The sequence below is a fragment of the Streptomyces sp. LUP47B genome, from assembly GCF_001746295.1.
GTDB lineage: Bacteria > Actinomycetota > Actinomycetes > Streptomycetales > Streptomycetaceae > Streptomyces.
The window spans coordinates 218787-235266 of record NZ_MJAH01000005.1; the positions used below are offsets into that span (position 1 = coordinate 218787).

The 16480-nt window shown below is 72.2% G+C and carries 16 protein-coding genes; 15 read left to right on the forward strand and 1 reads right to left on the reverse strand.

The genetic code is table 11. The annotated features are described in order from the left end of the window. Positions 1–288: 288 nt before the first annotated feature. Entirely contained in the window at positions 289–1335 is a 1047-nt protein-coding gene (locus tag BFN33_RS17165; RefSeq protein ID WP_069760930.1) for a histidinol-phosphate transaminase, read from the forward strand. Between the two features lie 5 nt (positions 1336–1340). After that, a complete protein-coding gene (locus BFN33_RS17170) occupies positions 1341–3047 on the forward strand; it encodes an aldehyde dehydrogenase family protein (protein ID WP_069760931.1) in 1707 nt (568 codons plus the stop codon). A 15-nt stretch (positions 3048–3062) separates the two neighbouring features. Here BFN33_RS17170 and BFN33_RS17175 read toward each other — a convergent pair whose 3' ends face one another. Next, positions 3063–3563 (reverse strand): Lrp/AsnC family transcriptional regulator, encoded by a 501-nt coding sequence (locus BFN33_RS17175; protein ID WP_069760932.1) that lies wholly within the window; start codon positions 3561–3563, stop codon positions 3063–3065. A gap of 121 nt (positions 3564–3684) precedes the next feature. Here BFN33_RS17175 and pdhA point away from each other — a divergent pair, with 121 nt between their 5' ends. The 13 genes from pdhA to paaE all read left to right on the forward strand — a co-directional run bounded on the left by pdhA (position 3685) and on the right by paaE (position 16479). Beyond that, the gene (gene pdhA, locus BFN33_RS17180; protein ID WP_069760933.1) at positions 3685–4821 is read left to right on the forward strand and encodes a pyruvate dehydrogenase (acetyl-transferring) E1 component subunit alpha; all 1137 of its coding nucleotides are present in this window, start codon (positions 3685–3687) and stop codon (positions 4819–4821) included. Between the two features lie 5 nt (positions 4822–4826). Continuing rightward, the gene (locus BFN33_RS17185) at positions 4827–5846 is read left to right on the forward strand and encodes an alpha-ketoacid dehydrogenase subunit beta (protein WP_069760934.1); all 1020 of its coding nucleotides are present in this window, start codon (positions 4827–4829) and stop codon (positions 5844–5846) included. Further along, complete coding sequence (locus BFN33_RS17190; protein ID WP_069760935.1) at positions 5843–7219, forward strand: dihydrolipoamide acetyltransferase family protein; 1377 nt, start codon at positions 5843–5845, stop codon at positions 7217–7219. The genes BFN33_RS17185 and BFN33_RS17190 overlap by 4 nt, the downstream gene beginning before the upstream one ends. 76 nt (positions 7220–7295) lie before the next feature. Beyond that, positions 7296–9002 (forward strand): phenylacetic acid degradation protein PaaN, encoded by a 1707-nt coding sequence (paaN, locus tag BFN33_RS17195; protein WP_069760936.1) that lies wholly within the window; start codon positions 7296–7298, stop codon positions 9000–9002. Continuing rightward, positions 8995–10152: a thiolase family protein gene (locus tag BFN33_RS17200; RefSeq protein WP_069760937.1), complete on the forward strand. Its 1158-nt coding sequence runs from the start codon at positions 8995–8997 to the stop codon at positions 10150–10152. The genes paaN and BFN33_RS17200 overlap by 8 nt, the downstream gene beginning before the upstream one ends. Continuing rightward, on the forward strand, positions 10149–10910 hold the full coding sequence (locus BFN33_RS17205; protein ID WP_069760938.1) for an enoyl-CoA hydratase/isomerase family protein: 762 nt from the start codon (positions 10149–10151) through the stop codon (positions 10908–10910). Before BFN33_RS17200 ends, BFN33_RS17205 begins: the two co-directional genes overlap by 4 nt. After that, positions 10907–11773 carry a 3-hydroxyacyl-CoA dehydrogenase family protein gene (locus tag BFN33_RS17210; protein WP_069760939.1) on the forward strand — a complete coding sequence of 289 codons (867 nt, stop codon included), beginning with the start codon at positions 10907–10909 and terminating at the stop codon, positions 11771–11773. Before BFN33_RS17205 ends, BFN33_RS17210 begins: the two co-directional genes overlap by 4 nt. Next, positions 11764–12615, forward strand: coding sequence for an enoyl-CoA hydratase/isomerase family protein (locus tag BFN33_RS17215; protein WP_079140859.1), 852 nt, complete (start codon positions 11764–11766; stop codon positions 12613–12615). The genes BFN33_RS17210 and BFN33_RS17215 overlap by 10 nt, the downstream gene beginning before the upstream one ends. Positions 12616–12650: 35 nt before the next feature. Next, positions 12651–13625 (forward strand): 1,2-phenylacetyl-CoA epoxidase subunit PaaA, encoded by a 975-nt coding sequence (gene paaA / locus BFN33_RS17220; RefSeq protein ID WP_069760941.1) that lies wholly within the window; start codon positions 12651–12653, stop codon positions 13623–13625. Next, on the forward strand, positions 13622–13948 hold the full coding sequence (gene paaB, locus BFN33_RS17225) for a 1,2-phenylacetyl-CoA epoxidase subunit PaaB (RefSeq protein WP_069760942.1): 327 nt from the start codon (positions 13622–13624) through the stop codon (positions 13946–13948). The genes paaA and paaB overlap by 4 nt, the downstream gene beginning before the upstream one ends. A gap of 10 nt (positions 13949–13958) precedes the next feature. Then, positions 13959–14825, forward strand: a complete 867-nt coding sequence (gene paaC / locus BFN33_RS17230; protein ID WP_069760943.1) for a 1,2-phenylacetyl-CoA epoxidase subunit PaaC — start codon at positions 13959–13961, stop codon at positions 14823–14825. Beyond that, entirely contained in the window at positions 14819–15361 is a 543-nt protein-coding gene (paaD, locus tag BFN33_RS17235) for a 1,2-phenylacetyl-CoA epoxidase subunit PaaD (RefSeq protein WP_069760944.1), read from the forward strand. Before paaC ends, paaD begins: the two co-directional genes overlap by 7 nt. Continuing rightward, complete coding sequence (gene paaE / locus BFN33_RS17240) at positions 15361–16479, forward strand: 1,2-phenylacetyl-CoA epoxidase subunit PaaE (RefSeq protein WP_069760945.1); 1119 nt, start codon at positions 15361–15363, stop codon at positions 16477–16479. The genes paaD and paaE overlap by 1 nt, the downstream gene beginning before the upstream one ends. The last annotated feature ends 1 nt before the right edge of the window (position 16480 follow it).

The window sequence follows — 16480 nt, forward strand, 5'->3', positions numbered from 1 at the left end:
CGGTGTGCGGGAGTCACCTGCTCGGCGGTCTCGATGTTCATGTCGATGCCGGACATCGCATGCTCGAGGCGCCGGCCCGGTGCTCGGAGCAGGGCGCGCTGTTCGTCTCGTAGCGAGGGGCCGGAGGGACGCACCGGAAGACGGTTTGCCGAAGAGCTGTCCTGTTTTTGGCGATTCGTAGCCGAATTCGTCAAACAGTTGAGTACTTCTCGTCCCTTCTTCACGATTCCCCTGTCAAGGGCCCGACGGCCAGGCCTCGGGTCTCAGCGCTGCAGAAGCGAGACCAGCATGGTGCGTGTCCGTGCGTCCCTGTTCCAGCTGCCCGCCTACGTCCCGGGCCGCAAACTGCCCGGGGCCATCGTGCTGGCCAGCAACGAATCCCCGCACGGGCTGCTGCCCGGCGTGGCCGCAACCCTCGCGGAGGCCGCCGGCGGTGTGTCGCGGTACCCCGACCTGCACGCCGCCTCGCTCGTCGAGGCCCTGGCCGCGCACCATGGCGTCGAGCGCGACCGGATCGCCGTGGGCGCCGGGTCCTCCGAGGTGTGCGGGCAGTTGCTGCACACGGTCGTCGGGCCGGGTGACGAGGTCGTCTTCGGCTGGCGGTCGTTCGAGGCCTACCCGATCCTCACCTCGGTGGCGGGCGGTACGGCGGTCCGGGTGCCCCTGCGCGACCACACCCTCGACCTGGACGCCATGACCGCGGCGATCACCGCCCGGACCCGGCTGGTCTTCGTGTGCAACCCCAACAACCCGACCTCCACGGCGGTCGGCGCGCGGGCCCTGACCGACTTCGCGGACCGGGTGCCCCGGGACGTGCTGATCGTCGTCGACGAGGCGTACCGGGAGTACGCCGATCCGGACCTGGTCCCCGACGGCCTCGCGCTGCTCGGAGACCGGCCGAACGTGGTGGTGCTGCGGACCTTCTCGAAGGCGTACGGGCTGGCCGGGCTGCGCGTCGGCTACTGCGTCGCGCCTCCCGGGATCGCCGCGCACGTGCGCCGCACGCAGGTGCCGTTCAGCGTCAGCGCGCTCGCCCAGCAAGCTGCCGTCGTCGCCCTCGGCGAGGGCGCGGAGGTCACCCGGCGGGCCGCCCGCACCGTCGCGGAACGCGACCGTGTCACCGGACGCCTGCGGGAGCTGGGCCACGACGTGCCCCACTCCCAGTCCAACTTCGTCTGGCTGCCGCTCGGCGAGCACAGCGCGGACTTCGCCAGGCACTGCGCCGACGGGAAGGTCGTGGTCCGCCCGTTCCCGGGCGAGGGCGTCCGGGTGACGATCGGGCTGCCGGAGGAGAACGACGCCCTGCTCGCGCTCGCGGTGAGCTGGAGAGGCTGACGGCCATGGGCCCCGGTCCCTACGAGCGCCATCGCGAACTGCTGCAGAGCGTCGTTCGCGCGATCGACTCCGGTGAGTGCCGTCGCCCCTTCACCGAGGCGACCAGTCAGGACGCGGCGGACGCGGGCATGAGGTCGACCCGCACCGCCGGGAAGGTGTTCCGCTCGCTGCTGGGGCGGCCGTTCGAGCTGGGGCAGCCCGGCGAACTCGGCCGCGTGCGAACGGAGTCGTCGCCGTACGGGGTCGATCTCGCCATCGACTACCCGCGCTGTGATCCCAGGGAGCTGGTCGCTGCGGCCGGTCGGGCTGCGGCCGGCTGGCGGGCGGCCGGGCTGTACCAGCGGGCCGGGCTCGCCGTGGAGATTCTGCGCCGGCTCAACACCCGCAGCCACGAGCTGGCCCTCGCGGTGCACCACACCACCGGTCAGCCTCTCCAGGCGGCCTTTCGCGCCGCCGGGCCGCGCGCCCAGGACCGCGCCCTGGAGACCGTGGCCCAGGCCTTCGCCGAGTCGGAACGCGTCCCGACCGAACTGCGCTGGGCGAGCGCCGAAGGCGGCGGGCAACCGCTGCGGGGCACCTCGACCCTGGCGCCCCGCGGGGTGTCGCTGCTCGTCGGCTGCTCGGACTTCCCGCTCTGGAACGGCCTTCCGGGCCTGTTCGCCAGCCTGGTGACCGGCAACCCGGTCGTCGTGGCTCCGCACCCGCGCTCGGTGCTGCCGCTGGCGATCACCGTGCGGGTCGCCCGGCAGGTGCTCGCGGAGGCCGGTCACTCCCAGGATCTCGTCACGTTGGCCGTGGCTGAACCGGAACGGCAGGTGCACCGGCGGCTGGCCACGGACCCGGCAGTGCGCATCGTCGACTTCACGGGCTGCGCGCGCTTCGCCGACTGGCTGGAGCAACACGCCGGCCAGGCCGTCGTGTTCGCCCACCGGACCGGGTTGAACACGGTGGTCGTGGACTCGACCGACGACTACCGGGGCCTGGTCAGGGGGCTCGGCCTCGCCTTGTGCCGGTGCAACGGAATGGCGCGCACCACGCCGCAGAACATCCTGGTGCCGGAGTCGGGCTTCAGCACCGACGAGGGGCACAAGACGCTGCGGGACCTCGGCGCCGACCTCGGCGACGCCGTGGACCGGCTGCTCGGGCATCCCGCACGCGCGGCGAGGGTGTTGGGTGCCATCCCCGTCGGAGAGGTGCGTGACGTCCTGGCGGAGGCCGCCCGTTACGGCCCCGTCCTGCACGCTTCCGGTCGCCTGGCCCACCCCGACCACGCCGGTGCCGACCTGCGCAGCCCGGTGCTGGTGCGGCTGCGCGCCTCGGACGAGCAGGTCTACACGCGCGAGTGGCCCGGGCCGGTCTCCTTCCTGGTGGGCACCGACTCGGCTTCGCACAGTCTGGCGATCCTGCGCCGTACGGTGGCGCGGCACGGGGCGCTGTACGCGTCGGTGCACTCCACCGACCCGCTGGTGCTGGCGGCGGCCGAGACGGCGGCGCTGGACGCCGGTGTGCATCTGGTGGAGAACCTCGACGACCTGCCCGCCGACCCGTCCTCCGCTCGTGCCGAACTGCCGGGCGTGGGCGCCCACTTCATCACCGGACGGTTCCGGGTGGTGCGCTCGAGGCGGCACGCGACCCCGGCGGTGCCGATGCCGGGGGTGTGCGTGGTTCCCGTGCCGGACCCCGGTGTCGCCGCCGCGCTGGTCGACGTGTGACCGGGCCGGTCGCGTTCAGCCGGTCCAGATGGCGCCGGGCCCCCGCACCTCGTCGAAGACGAGCCAGGTGCGGGTGGAGCGCACTCCGGGGATCCCCTGGACCTTCTCCAGCACGACCTGGCGCAGCACCAGGTTGTCCGGGGTGCGCACGACCACCAGGACATCGAAATCGCCGGTGACGAGGGCGACGTGCTCCACGTACGGGATCTTGCACAGCTCGCGGGAGATGTCGCGCCAGGCGTTCTGCTCGATTCCCAGCATGACGTAGGCGCTGGTGCCGAGGCCCGCCCGCTGGGCGTTGAGCTGCGCGGTGAAGCCGGTGATGACGTCCTCGGCCACCAGCCGGCCGATGCGGGTGTAGGCGTTCGCCCGGGAGATGTGCACCTGCTCGGCGAGGGCGCGGACCGAGATCCGGCCGTCCTCGAGGAGCCGGCTCAGGATCTGCCGGTCGATGTCGTCGAGCGGGACGGCAGTTCGTCCGGCCACTGCCGCCGACGGCGAGTTTTCCTCGGACACTTTGTCCTCCCGGACGCTGATGCTCGGCAGTTCATCGCCAGTTCGGCGGAGCTATTGAACACATATTCCGTGGTAGCCACCATTCTCCTGTCAAGTGTCCAGAGAAAGCGAGTGCCCTCCGATGTCCGTGAAGAGCCTCCGCCAGACGGTCCAGGGCCTCTTGCCGTCCCTCGTGCCGGTGCGGTTCGTGGCCGAGGACGGCACGCCCGTCGCCAGGCGGCCTGCCGACTACGCCGAGCCGCAGGTCGAGGCACTGGTCGAGGCCTGGCGGCAGATGGTCCTGGGCCGCCGGTTCGACACCCAGGCGACCGCCCTGACCAAGCAGGGCCGCCTCGCCGTCTACCCGTCCAGCCGGGGCCAGGAGGCCTGCCAGATCGGGGCGGTGCTGGCACTGCGCCCCGCCGACTGGCTGTTCCCGACCTACCGCGACTCCGTCGCCCTGGTGACCCGCGGCATCGACCCGGTCGAAGTGCTGACGCTGCTGCGCGGCGACTGGCACTGCGGTTACGATCCCGCCGCCACCCGTGTCGCGCCCCAGTGCACCCCGCTGGCCACCCAGGTGCTGCACGCGACCGGCATGGCCGAGTCCCTGCGCCGCACGGGCGGGGACGGCGTGGCCATGGCGCTCGTCGGCGACGGCGCGACCAGCGAGGGGGACTTCCACGAGGCGCTGAACTTCGCCGCCGTCTTCCGCGCCCCGGTCGTGTTCTTCGTGCAGAACAACAAGTACGCGATCTCGGTGCCGCTGGCCCGCCAGACCGCGGCGCCCGCACTCGCGTACAAGGGCATCGGTCACGGGGTCCGCTCCGAGCAGGTCGACGGCAACGACCTGGTGGCGGTGCTCGCGGTGCTGACATCGGCCGTGGAACACGCCCGGGCGGGCCATGGTCCGGTACTCGTCGAGGCGCACACCTACCGCATGGACGCGCACACCAATGCCGACGACGCCACCCGCTACCGCGAGGACGGCGAGGTCGAGCAGTGGCGGGCCGCCGACCCCGTCGACCGCCTGGAGACGTACCTGCGCGGCCGCGGCGTACTGACCGACGAGTTCGTCGCGGCGGTGCGGGAGGAGGCGGAGGCCCGGGCCGCCGAGCTGCGCGCGGGCATGAACACGGAGTCCGTCGCCGACCCGCTGGAACTCTTCGACCACGTCTACGCCGAGCCGACCCCTCAACTGCGCGAGCAGCGCGCCCTGTTGGCCGCCGAGCTGGCCGAAGACGCCGCTTCCCCCGTCCTTCACACCCAGGAGAGCTGACGGCCATGGCCAAGGTCACGATGGCGCAGGCGCTGAACACCGCACTGCGTGACGCACTGCGCGAGGACGAGCGGGTGCTCGTCTTCGGCGAGGACGTCGGCCGGCTAGGCGGCGTCTTCCGGATCACCGACGGGCTGACCCGCGACTTCGGCGAGCAACGGTGCTTCGACACCCCGCTGGCCGAGGCCGGCATCGTCGGACTGGCTGTCGGCATGGCCATGGGCGGCTTCCGGCCCGTGGTGGAGATGCAGTTCGACGCCTTCGCGTATCCGGCGTTCGAGCAGATCGCCTCGCATGTCGCCAAGTTGCGCAACCGGACCCGGGGGCGGCTCACGCTGCCCATGGTGATCCGCATCCCGTACGCGGGTGGGATCGGCGGCGTCGAACACCACTGCGACTCCAGCGAGGCGTACTACGCGCACACCCCGGGGCTGAAGGTCGTCACCCCGGCCACGCCCGAGGACGCGTACTGGCTGCTGCGCGACGCCGTGGCCGACCCCGACCCGGTCGTCTTCATGGAGCCGAAGAAGCTGTACTGGTCGAAGGAGGACACCGACCTGGGGCAGCGCGCCGCGCAGCCGTTCGGGCGGGCGGCGATCCGGCGGGAGGGCCGCGACGCCACGGTCGTCGCGTACGGTCCGTCGGTTCCGGTGGCCATGGCCGCCGCCGAGGCCGCGGCGGTCGAGGGCATCGAGCTGGAGGTCGTGGACCTGCGGACGCTGGTGCCCTTCGACGACGAGACGGTGACGGCGTCCGTACGCCGGACCGGGCGCTGCCTGGTCGTGCAGGAGGCCCAGGGGTTCGCCGGGGTCGGGGCGGAGATCGCCGCGCGGGTACAGGAACGCTGCTTTCACTCGCTGGCCGCACCTGTCCTGAGGGTCGCGGGCTTCGACATTCCGTATCCGCCCCCGAAGCTCGAACACGCGCACCTGCCCGGCGTCGAGCGGATCCTCGACGCCGTCGACCGCCTCCAGCTCGACGACGAGCCGGACACCCGGCACCTGCTGAAGGGAGCGGTCGCATGACCACCGCAACGCTCCAGGAGCAGCTGTTCCGGCTGCCCGACCTCGGCGAGGGCCTGGCCGAGGCCGAGATCGTCGAGTGGAAGGTCGCGGTCGGCGACACGGTGACGATCGACCAGATCGTCATCGAGGTCGAGACCGCCAAGGCCGCGGTGGAGGTGCCGGTCCCGTACGCCGGCACGGTGCTGCGACTGCATGCGGAGGCGGGCACGGCGCTGGCCGTGGGAGAACCACTGATCACGGTGGGCGCCGCAGTCGCGGGCGAGGCCGAGGGCACGGCTGGGGGCTCGGTCGCCGAGGAGCGATACCGCGAGGAGGAACAGGCCGGGTCCGGCAACGTTCTGATCGGCTACGGCACCGGCCACGGCCCGGCACCGCGTCGCCGCCGCGGGCGCACGGGTGGCGCGACAGGAGGCGGCACGGGCACCGAGGCGGCGCAGCCCTTGGGGCCGCACGCTCCCCGGGTGATCTCGCCCCTGGTCCGGCGGATGGCACGGGAGCACGGGATCGATCTCGCCGCGGTGGCGCCCTCCGGCCCGGCGGGCGTTGTCCTGCGACGAGACGTGGAGCAGGCCCTCGCGCGGGTCCGGCGAACGGCGACGGACCCCGAGGTCGCACCAGTCGCTCCTGCCCAGCCGTCGGCGGACCTCGCCCTCGCGCCACAGGGGCGGCCGGCAGCGGACGGCCCGCAACGCATCCCGCTGCGCGGAGTGCGCCGCGCCGTGGCGGACAAGCTCTCCCGCAGCCGCACCGAGATCCCCGACGCCACCACCTGGGTCGACGTGGACGCGACCGGACTGCTGCAGGCCAAGAAGGCACTCGAGGCCGCCGAACCCGGCCGCCGCATCGGGCTGCTGGCCCTGCTGGCGCGCATCTGCGTTGCCGGACTGAGACGCTTCCCGGAGCTGAACTCCACGGTGGACACCGAGCGGCGGGAGATCCTCCGCTTCAACGAGGTGCACCTCGGCTTCGCCGCCCAGACCGAGCGCGGCCTGGTCGTCCCCGTCGTCCGCGATGCCCATCTCATGACGACCGTACAACTGGCCCTCGAACTCGCCCGGTTGACCGAGCTCGCCCGCGCGGGAAGCCTGCCGCCCGATCGTCTGACGGGTGGGACCTTCACCCTCAACAACTACGGCGTGTTCGGTGTCGACGGATCCACGCCCATCATCAACCACCCCGAGGCCGCGCTGCTCGGAGCGGGTCGCATCGTGGACAAGCCGTGGGTGGTGGACGGGGCGCTGGCCGTCCGCAAGGTCATGCAGCTCTCCTTCAGCTTCGACCACCGGGTCTGCGACGGCGGCGTGGCCGGCGGGTTCCTGCGCTACGTGGCCGACTGCGTGGAACGCCCCGCGATCCTGCTCGCCGACGCCTGATCCGACCCTCTGTCCCTCAGTCAGCCCGGGTGCACCGCACCCACTCACCTACCGAACGTTCGGCCTGGAGCTCCTTGTGACCACTGACCAACACCCCGACTTCTTCGTCCGCCACGCGGAACTGCTCGACCAGGCGGTGGCCCGTGCCGCGGACCGCGGCTACTGGACGCCGTACCCCGAAACCCCCAGCGCCTCGGCCTACGGAGCCGGGGCGCCCGACCTGGGCGAGGCCGCCTTCCGCGACCTGCTCGACCGCCCCTTCTCCCTCGAAGGGCACCCCACCACCGGCACCGTTCCCGCGACGGAGGTCTCGCCCTACGGCTTCCCGCTCGGCGTCAGCTATCCGGCCCTGGTGCCCGAGGTGGCCGTCGCGACGGCCAAGGCCGCCGCCGCGGCATGGCGCCGTGCAAGCCCCGACACCCGGGCCGGCGTCGCGGCCGAGATCCTCGCCCGGCTGAACGCAGCGAGCTTCGAGATCGCGTACACCGTCCAGCACACCACCGGCCAGCCCTTCATGATGGCGTTCCAGGCCGGCGGCCCGCACGCCCAGGACCGAGGCCTCGAAGCGGTCGCGCACGCATGGAACGAGCAGAAGCGCCACCCGGCCGCGGCCCGCTGGAGCAAGCCGCAGCGCAAGGGCGGCCCGCTCGTCATGGACAAGACCTTCACCCCCGTGGGGCGGGGCGTGGCAGTGCTGATCGCCTGCAACACCTTCCCCACCTGGAACGGATATCCAGGACTCTTCGCCAGTCTGGTCACCGGCAACCCGGTGGTCGTCAAGCCGCACCGACGCGCCGTGCTTCCCCTGGCGATCACCGTACGGATCGCCCGTGAGGTGCTGGCGGAGGCCGGCTTCGACCCTGATGTGGTGCTGCTCGCCGCAGAAAAGGCCGACGAGCGCACCGCTCCCGCGCTGGCCACCCACCCCGATGTGCGCATCGTGGACTTCACCGGTTCCAGCGAGTTCGGCGACTGGCTGGAGACCAACGCCCGCCAGGCCGTCGTCCACACCGAGAAGGCAGGGCTCAACACCGTCGTCGTGGACTCCACGGACGACTACGCCGGGCTGCTGCGCAACCTCGCGTTCTCCCTGTCGCTCTACAGCGGCCAGATGTGCACCACCCCCCAGAACATCCTCGTTCCCCGCGACGGCTTCCCGACCGACCAGGGGCGGCGCACGGCCGACGAGTTCGCCGCCGACCTGGGCGCCGCCCTGGACAAACTGCTCGGTGACCCGGCGCGTGCGGCCGCCACCCTCGGCGCGATCGTGAACGACGGTGTACTCAAGCGCGTGGAGGAGGCGGCCGCGCTCGGCCGTACCGCCCATCCGTCGAGGGAACTCGCCCATCCGGACTTCCCGGACGCGGTCGTCCGTTCCCCGCTCGTGGTCCGGCTCGAGGCCGGGACCGACCAGGACTCCTACACCACCGAGTGGTTCGGGCCGGTCTGCTTCGTCATCGGCACCGACTCCACCGCGCACGGTCTGCGACTGCTTCACGACTGCGTACAGCGGTACGGCGCGCTGACCGCGTCCGTGTACGCGACCGACGAGGACGTGCTGACGGCGGCGCGGACGGCCGCCCTGGAAGCGGGCGTGCACCTGTCGGAGAACCTGACCGGCCAAGTGTTCGTCAACCAGTCCGCCGCGTTCAGCGACTTCCACGGCACCGCGGCCAACCCCGCCGCGAACGCCGCCCTCACCGACCCGGCGTTCGTCACCGGACGCTTCTCGGTCCTTCAGTCCCGCCGTCACGCCACCGCCGAGGAGCAGGTCGATGCCTGACGAGGTCTATCTGATCGACGGGGCCCGCACCCCGCAGGGCCGCCACCGCGGTGCCCTGGCCTCGGTACGCCCCGACGACCTGGCCGCTCTCGTCGTCGGGGAGGCGGTACGGCGCTCCGGTGTCCCGGCCGGCGCCGCCAACCAGGCCGGCGAGGACAACCGGGACGTGGCCCGGATGGCGGTGCTGCTCGCCGGTCTGCCCCACACCGTGCCCGGATACACCGTCAACCGGCTGTGCGCCTCCGGGCTGACAGCCGTCGCGTCAGCCGCCCAGACGATACGGGCCGGTGAGGCCGACCTGGTCGTGGCGGGCGGAGTGGAGTCGATGACCCGCGCCCCCTGGGTGACGGCCAAGCCCGGCACGCCCTGGGCCCCGCCCGGCGAGACGTACGACACCCCGCTCGGCTGGCGCTTCACCAACCCGCGCTTCCCCGCCACAACCACTTTGTCGATGGGCGAAACCGCCGAGGAACTCGCCGCCCTGGACGGCATCACCCGCCTGGAAGCGGATGCCTTCGCGCTGCGCAGCCACCGGCGTGCCGAGGCCGCCCAGAAGGCGGGCCGCTTCGACAGGGAGATCGTCCCGGTGCCGGTGAAGGACGGCGAGGTGACCCAGGACGAGGGACCTCGGCCCGCGACCTCGCTGGAGAAGCTGGGCGGGCTGCGGACCTCCTTCCGCAGGGACGGGATCGTCACCGCGGGCAACTCCTCCCCGCTGTCCGACGGGGCCGCGGCCCTGGTGGTGGCGAGCGGGGCGGCGGTCGAACGGTACGGGCTCATCCCCCGGGCCCGCGTCGTCACCGCCGCCTCGGCCGGGGTCGACCCCCGCCTGATGGGGCTCGGGCCCGTGCCCGCCACCGAGATGGCGCTGGAGCGAGCGGGCTGGACGGTCGAGGATCTGGACGCGGTCGAGGTGAACGAGGCATTCGCCTCACAGGTGTTGGCGGTCGTCCGCCGGCTGAAGCTCGACGAGGACCGCGTCAATGCCGACGGCGGCGCCATCGCACTCGGCCACCCGCTGGGCTGCTCCGGTGCACGCATCGTCCTCACCCTGCTCGGCCGCATGGAACGCGAGGACGCCCACCGGGGCCTGGCGACCATGTGCGTGGGTGTCGGGCAGGGCGTGTCGATGCTCGTGGAGCGCGCATGAGCACGCGGGAGAACCCGGTGTACGAGACCCTGCTGGTCGAGCGTCGCGAGGACCGGGTCGTCGTCACCCTGCACCGGCCCGCGGCCCGCAACGCGATCAGCGGTCGCATGATCGCCGAACTGCACCGCGTGTGCGAGGACCTGGAGCGCGAGCCGAAGCTGATGCTGCTCACCGGGCACGGCGGCGTCTTCGCCGGCGGCGCCGACATCGCCGAACTGCGGCGGCGCGGCCGGGACGACGCGCTGCGGGGGATCAACAGTCGGCTGTTCGAGCGGATGCGCGGGCTGCCCCTGCCCACCGTGGCCGCCGTGGACGGCTGGGCACTGGGCGGCGGCGCCGAGCTGGCGTACGCCTGCGACATCCGGATCGCCGGACCGCACGCGGTCTTCGGCAACCCCGAACCGGGACTGGGCATTCTCGCCGGCGCCGGTGCGTGCTGGCGGCTCAGGGAACTGGTCGGTGAGTCGGTGGCCAAACAGATCCTGCTCGCCGGGCGAACCCTCGACGCGGCTGCCGCGCTCGCCTGCGGGCTGGTCATGGACGTCGTTCCGGCCGACCGGCTGATCACCGAGGCAAACGTCCTGCTCGACCGGATGGCGCTTTCCTCGGCGCTCGCCCTGCGCCTCACCAAGCTCGTCACGGACGCCCCGGGCGCCCATCCGGTGGCCGACGACCTCGCCCAGGCGGTGCTGTTCGAAAGCCCGGACAAGGCCGAGCGCATGACGCGTTTCCTGGAGAAGAACGGAGGCCGGTCATGACCTCGGCATCAGCGCCACCCGCGGTCGTGGGGGTGATCGGCGGCGGCCGGATGGGCGCCGGTATCGCCCAGTCCTTCGCGGCCGCCGGGTCCACCGTGGTCGTCGTGGAGCACGACGACGCGACCGCGGCCGTCGCCCTGGACCGGATCGCCAACGGGCTGCGGCGGGCCGCCGAGCGCGGGGGGCTCGGCGAACTCGCGGCCCGCGATGCGCCGGGACCGGTCACCGCCGTGTCCTCGACGGCACAACTGCCCCACGACGCCGATCTGGTCGTCGAGGCGGTACCGGAGGACGCCGCGCTCAAGGCCCGGCTGCTCGCCGCCGCCGAACAAGCCGTGGGAGACAGGTGCGTGCTCGCCACCAACACCAGTTCCCTTCCGGTCACCGAACTCGCGGCGGCACTGACGAGACCGGGACGCTTCCTCGGGATGCACTTCTTCAACCCCGTACCCGTCTCCGCACTGGTCGAGTTGGTCCTCGGTCCCGGGACCACGAGGGAGACCCTCGATGCGGCGGTCGGCTGGACGCACACCCTCGGCAAACAGGAGGTCGTCGTCCAGGACTCGCCGGGGTTCGCCAGCAGCCGCCTCGGCCTCGCCCTCGGTCTGGAGGCGATCCGGATGGTCGAGGAGGGGGTCGCCGACCCGGAGGCCATCGACACGGCCATGCGCCTGGGCTACCGGCACCCGATGGGACCGCTGCGCCTGACCGACCTGGTAGGGCTCGACGTACGGCTGGCCATCGCCGAACACCTGCACGCCACGCTCGGGGAGCGGTTCGCGCCGCCCCCACTGCTGCGGGGGAAGGTCGCCCGCGGCGAACTGGGCCGCAAGACCGGTCAGGGGTTCCACCGATGGCAGTGAACGACCCCCCGGCCCTCCCGGCTCAGGAGAGCAGTCCGGGACGCCCTGCTCCCTACGGAGTGTCCTACGACGTCACGGACGCCGTTGCCGTCATCGAGCTGCGCGGGCCCGCCGACGGCAACGCGCTCGACGGGCACATGCGCAGCGCGCTCCTCATGGCGGCACGGCGCCTCACGACGGCTACCGCACGAGGAGTCAGGGCGGCCCTGATCACGGGGCGTGGCCGGCACTTCTGTGTCGGCCAGGACCTCAAGGAGCACGCCCGGTTGCTGAAGACAGCACCGGCCACGGCCTTCGCGAACCTTCCCAACGACTACAACCCGTTGGTCAAAGAGCTGCACGCACTGCAGATCCCGCTCGTCGTGGCCGTCGAGGGGGCCTGCGTCGGGGCCGGGCTCGGCCTCGCCCTGTGCGCCGACGTGCGGGTCGCCGCCGAGGGCGCCCGCTTCGCGACCGCGTTCACCGGAATCGGCCTGGCCTCCGACTCCGGGGTGGCCCGCGCCCTCGCCCGCCAGCTAGGCCCGTCGAGGACCGCCGGAATCATGCTCCTGGGGGAACGCTTCTCCGCGCAGGACGCGCAACGCTGGGGCCTGGTCCACCGGGTCGTACCGGACGGCTCCGCCGCGGCCGAGGGGCTGGCTCTGGCCCACGCCCTGGCCGAGGGGCCCACCGCCGCCTACCGGGAGATCAAGGCACTGCTCCGGTCGGCGGCCTCCGTTCCGCTGCCCGAGGCGCTGGAGCGCGAGGCCGTCGTCCAACGCCGACTCGGCGCCACCGACGATCACCACGAGGCCGTCACAGCCTTCCTCGAACGCCGCGGTCCGGACTTCCACGGCCGCTGATCCGCCCACCCACCCAGTACACCGGGACACACACCATGAACACCCCGACCGGCACGTCACCCGGGCCCCAGAGCCCGGAGTCCGCCTTCGACGACACCATCGCCCGCGACCAGCGCATCGAGCCCCGGGACTGGATGCCCGACGGCTACCGGGCCACGCTGATCCGGCAGATCGCCCAGCACGCCCACTCCGAGATCATCGGCATGCAGCCGGAAGGCGACTGGATCACCCGGGCGCCCTCCCTGCGCCGCAAGGCCATCCTCTTCGCGAAGGTGCAGGACGAGGCAGGTCACGGGCTCTACCTGTACTCGGCGGCCGAGACCCTCGGCGCGGACCGCTCGGAACTGACCGCGTGGCTGATCGAGGGCCGCCAGAAGTACTCCTCCATCTTCAACTACCCGACGCCGACCTTCGCCGACGTCGGGGTGATCGGCTGGTTCGTGGACGGCGCGGCCATCTGCAACCAGGTGCCCCTGTGCCGCACGTCGTACGGCCCGTACGGACGCGCCATGGTCCGCGTCTGCAAGGAGGAGTCCTTCCACCAGCGCCAGGGCTACGAACTGCTGCTCACCATGATGCGCGGCACCGACGAACAGCGGGACATGGTGCAGGACGCCGTCAACCGCTGGTGGTGGCCCTCGCTGATGATGTTCGGCCCACCCGACGACGACTCTCCCAACTCCCTTCGTTCCATGGCCTGGAAGATCAAGCGGCACTCCAACGACGAACTGCGCCGGCGTTTCGTCGACATGACCGTCCCGCAGTCCCGGAAGCTCGGCGTCACCCTGCCCGACCCTGAGCTGCGGTGGAACGAGGAGCGCGGACACCACGACTTCGGCACCCCCGACTGGGACGAGCTGAAGCGAGTGATCTCCGGTGAGGGACCGTGCAACGCCGAACGCATCGCCCGGCGCCGTGCCGCGCACGAGGAAGGCGCCTGGGTACGGGAAGCCGCGGCCGCGCACGCCCGCAGGCAGGCCGCCCCGGTGCGGGAAGGAGCGGCGGCATGAGCGGCACCGAGGGAGTCCCGGCGCAAGCCGCTGTTCGTACCCAGGCGCAGTGGCCGCTGTACGAGGTGTTCGTCCGGGGCAGGCGCGGCCTCAGCCACGTCCACGTCGGCTCCCTTCGCGCGGCCGACGACGACATGGCCCTCACCCATGCCCGGGACCTGTACACCCGGCGCAACGAGGGCGTCAGCATCTGGGCCGTGCGCTCGGACACCATCGCCGCGTCCACCCCCGGCGAGAAGGACCCCTTCTTCGCGCCGAGCGGCGACAAGGTCTACCGGCATCCCACCTTTTACGCCATTCCCGACGACGTCCCCCACATCTAGGAGCGAGCGCATGAGTGACGAGGACCTGTACGTCGACGCCGACAACGCTCAATGGGCGTTCGGTACGGGCTTCACCGACCCGCTGCACGGTGTCGACCAGGCGGTACCCGACGGTGTCGACGCCGCGGATCTGGTCGCCTGCTGTCTGGCGCTGGGCGACGACGCCCTGGTGTCCGCACAGCGGCTCGCCGAGTGGTGCACCCGCGCCCCGGAGTTGGAGGAGGAGCTGGCCCTGGCCAACATCGGCCTGGATCTGCTCGGCCAGGCTCGTCTGCTGTACGCCCGAGCCGGCCAGGCCGACGGCACCGGCCGAGGCGAGGACGCCTACGCCTACTTCCGCGACCCGGACGACTTCCGCAACGTGCGACTCGCCGAACTGCCCTGCGGTGACTTCGCGTTCACCGTCGCCCGCCTGCTGGTGATGTCCGTCTGGAGACTGGCCCTTTGCGAGGCACTGACCGCTGCGCCCGACCCGGTGCTGGCCGCCGTCGCCGCGAAGAGTGTCAAGGAGCTGACGTACCACGGTCGTTACGCCGCCGGGTGGACCGTGCGTCTCGGTGACGGCACCGACGAGTCGCGGGCCCGCATCGAAGCCGCCCTGGGCGACGTCGCCCCCTGGCTGGACGAACTGATGACCGAGCGCACCGCGGTACGCCTCGGCGTGGATCCCGCCACCGTCGCCGACCGGACCCGACGCGAACTGTCCGACGTGCTCGCCCGGGCCGGACTGCACCGGTCCGGGCCGACGCCCCGCGACGACATGTTCGCGTCCTGCGTACCGGGCTCCGGTCGGGACGGAGACCACACCGAGCATCTGGTGCCCCTGCTCACCGAACTGCAGAGCGTCGCCCGCGCCCACCCGGACGCGACATGGTGACCGCGTCTGAGCGAGCGGAGCAGGGCGGGGAACTGACGCGACGCGCCCGGGACATCGCCGCGGGCGTCCCGGATCCCGAACTGCCGATGCTGACGCTCTCCGACCTCGGGGTGCTCCGCGGCATCGACGTGGACAAGGACGGAAGCGTCGTCGTGCAACTCACCCCGACGTACGCGGGCTGCCCCGCCGTGGCGGAGATGCGCGCCGAGGTCGCCACCCGGCTGCGCACCGCCGGCTTTGCCGACGTGCGGGTGGTCACGGTGCTCGACCCGCCCTGGACCACCGACTGGATCACCGCCGAGGGCCGCCGCAAGCTGGCGGAACACGGCATCGCGCCGCCCGGTGCACGGCGACCCGCGCACTCCGCGCCGACCCGGGTCTGGCTGTCCCTGACCCCCCACCCGGCAGGCGTGCCCTGCCCCCGCTGTGCCTCCATCGACACCGAGGAACTCTCACGCTTCGCCGCCACCGCCTGCACCGCTCTTCGGCGCTGCCGCGCCTGCCTGGAGCCTTTCCCGCACATCAAGGAACTCTGATGACCGACCCCGCACCGCCCGCTGCCGTACGGGCCCGCCGCCGTCCGGCTTTCCATGCTCTGCGCGTGGCTTCCGTGGAGCCGCTGTGCTCCGACGCCGCCGCCCTCACCCTCGACGTTCCGGACCATCTGGCCGACGAGTTCGCCTTCCTCCCCGGCCAATGCCTCACCCTTCGCCGGGAGTTCGACGGACGCGACGAGCGCCGTTCGTACTCCATCTGCGCACCGGCCGGAACACCGCCCCGCATCGGCGTGCGCGTGGTACCGGAGGGGGTCTTCTCCTCCTGGCTCGTCCACGACGTGCGTCCCGGCGACACCCTTCACGTCATGGGCCCGGCCGGCGCCTTCACTCCCGACCTCGGCGATGCCGGTCCCCTCGGCCACCATGTGCTCATCGCCGCCGGATCCGGCGTCACACCCATGCTCTCCATAGCCGCGTCCGTCCTGGGCGCGGACGAGGCCTCACGCATCACCCTGATCTACGGCAACCGGCGCACCGGCACCGTGATGTTCGCGGACGAACTCGCCGACCTGAAGGACCAGTACCCGGGCCGCTTCCAGCTCGCCCACGTCCTGTCCCGCGAGCCGCGCGAAGCCGAACTGCTCTCCGGCCGCCTCGACACCGTCCGGCTCACCACGCTGCTCGGCGCCCTCGTCGACATCCCTGACGTCGACCACTGGTGGCTGTGCGGACCGCACGGCATGGTTCGCGAGGCCTGCGCTGCCCTCGCCGGTCTCGGCGTCCCGGCCGACCGTGTCCACAGGGAACTGTTCCACGCGGAGGACGAACCGCCCGCCCCGTCGTCGGCGGCCGATCGTGACAGCGCGGAAGGCGGCGACCCGAAGAGCGAGATCACCGTGGTCCTCGACGGCCGGGCCACCGCGTTCTCCGCCCCGCGCGACCGGACCGTCCTCGACAGTGCCCAACAGGCGCGCCCCGACCTGCCGTTCGCGTGCAAGGGCGGTGTCTGCGGCACCTGCCGCGCCCTCGTCACCCACGGTGCCGCCGACATGCGCCGCAACTACGCGCTGGAACCCGCCGAGGTGTCCGCGGGCTACGTCCTCACCTGCCAGACCTTCGCGGTCTCCGACCGTCTCACCGTCGACTTCGACAGGTGAA

Bases quoted from the DNA above. Each gene is read 5' to 3' on its own strand.
- BFN33_RS17165 (WP_069760930.1), top strand. From the start codon at position 289: ATGGTGCGTGTCCGTGCGTCCCTGTTCCAGCTGCCCGCCTACGTCCCG.
- BFN33_RS17170 (WP_069760931.1), top strand. From the start codon at position 1,341: ATGGGCCCCGGTCCCTACGAGCGCCATCGCGAACTGCTGCAGAGCGTC.
- pdhA (WP_069760933.1), top strand. From the start codon at position 3,685: ATGTCCGTGAAGAGCCTCCGCCAGACGGTCCAGGGCCTCTTGCCGTCC.
- BFN33_RS17185 (WP_069760934.1), top strand. From the start codon at position 4,827: ATGGCCAAGGTCACGATGGCGCAGGCGCTGAACACCGCACTGCGTGAC.
- BFN33_RS17190 (WP_069760935.1), top strand. From the start codon at position 5,843: ATGACCACCGCAACGCTCCAGGAGCAGCTGTTCCGGCTGCCCGACCTC.
- BFN33_RS17200 (WP_069760937.1), top strand. From the start codon at position 8,995: ATGCCTGACGAGGTCTATCTGATCGACGGGGCCCGCACCCCGCAGGGC.
- BFN33_RS17205 (WP_069760938.1), top strand. From the start codon at position 10,149: ATGAGCACGCGGGAGAACCCGGTGTACGAGACCCTGCTGGTCGAGCGT.
- BFN33_RS17210 (WP_069760939.1), top strand. From the start codon at position 10,907: ATGACCTCGGCATCAGCGCCACCCGCGGTCGTGGGGGTGATCGGCGGC.
- BFN33_RS17215 (WP_079140859.1), top strand. From the start codon at position 11,764: ATGGCAGTGAACGACCCCCCGGCCCTCCCGGCTCAGGAGAGCAGTCCG.
- paaA (WP_069760941.1), top strand. From the start codon at position 12,651: ATGAACACCCCGACCGGCACGTCACCCGGGCCCCAGAGCCCGGAGTCC.
- paaB (WP_069760942.1), top strand. From the start codon at position 13,622: ATGAGCGGCACCGAGGGAGTCCCGGCGCAAGCCGCTGTTCGTACCCAG.
- paaC (WP_069760943.1), top strand. From the start codon at position 13,959: ATGAGTGACGAGGACCTGTACGTCGACGCCGACAACGCTCAATGGGCG.
- paaD (WP_069760944.1), top strand. From the start codon at position 14,819: ATGGTGACCGCGTCTGAGCGAGCGGAGCAGGGCGGGGAACTGACGCGA.
- paaE (WP_069760945.1), top strand. From the start codon at position 15,361: ATGACCGACCCCGCACCGCCCGCTGCCGTACGGGCCCGCCGCCGTCCG.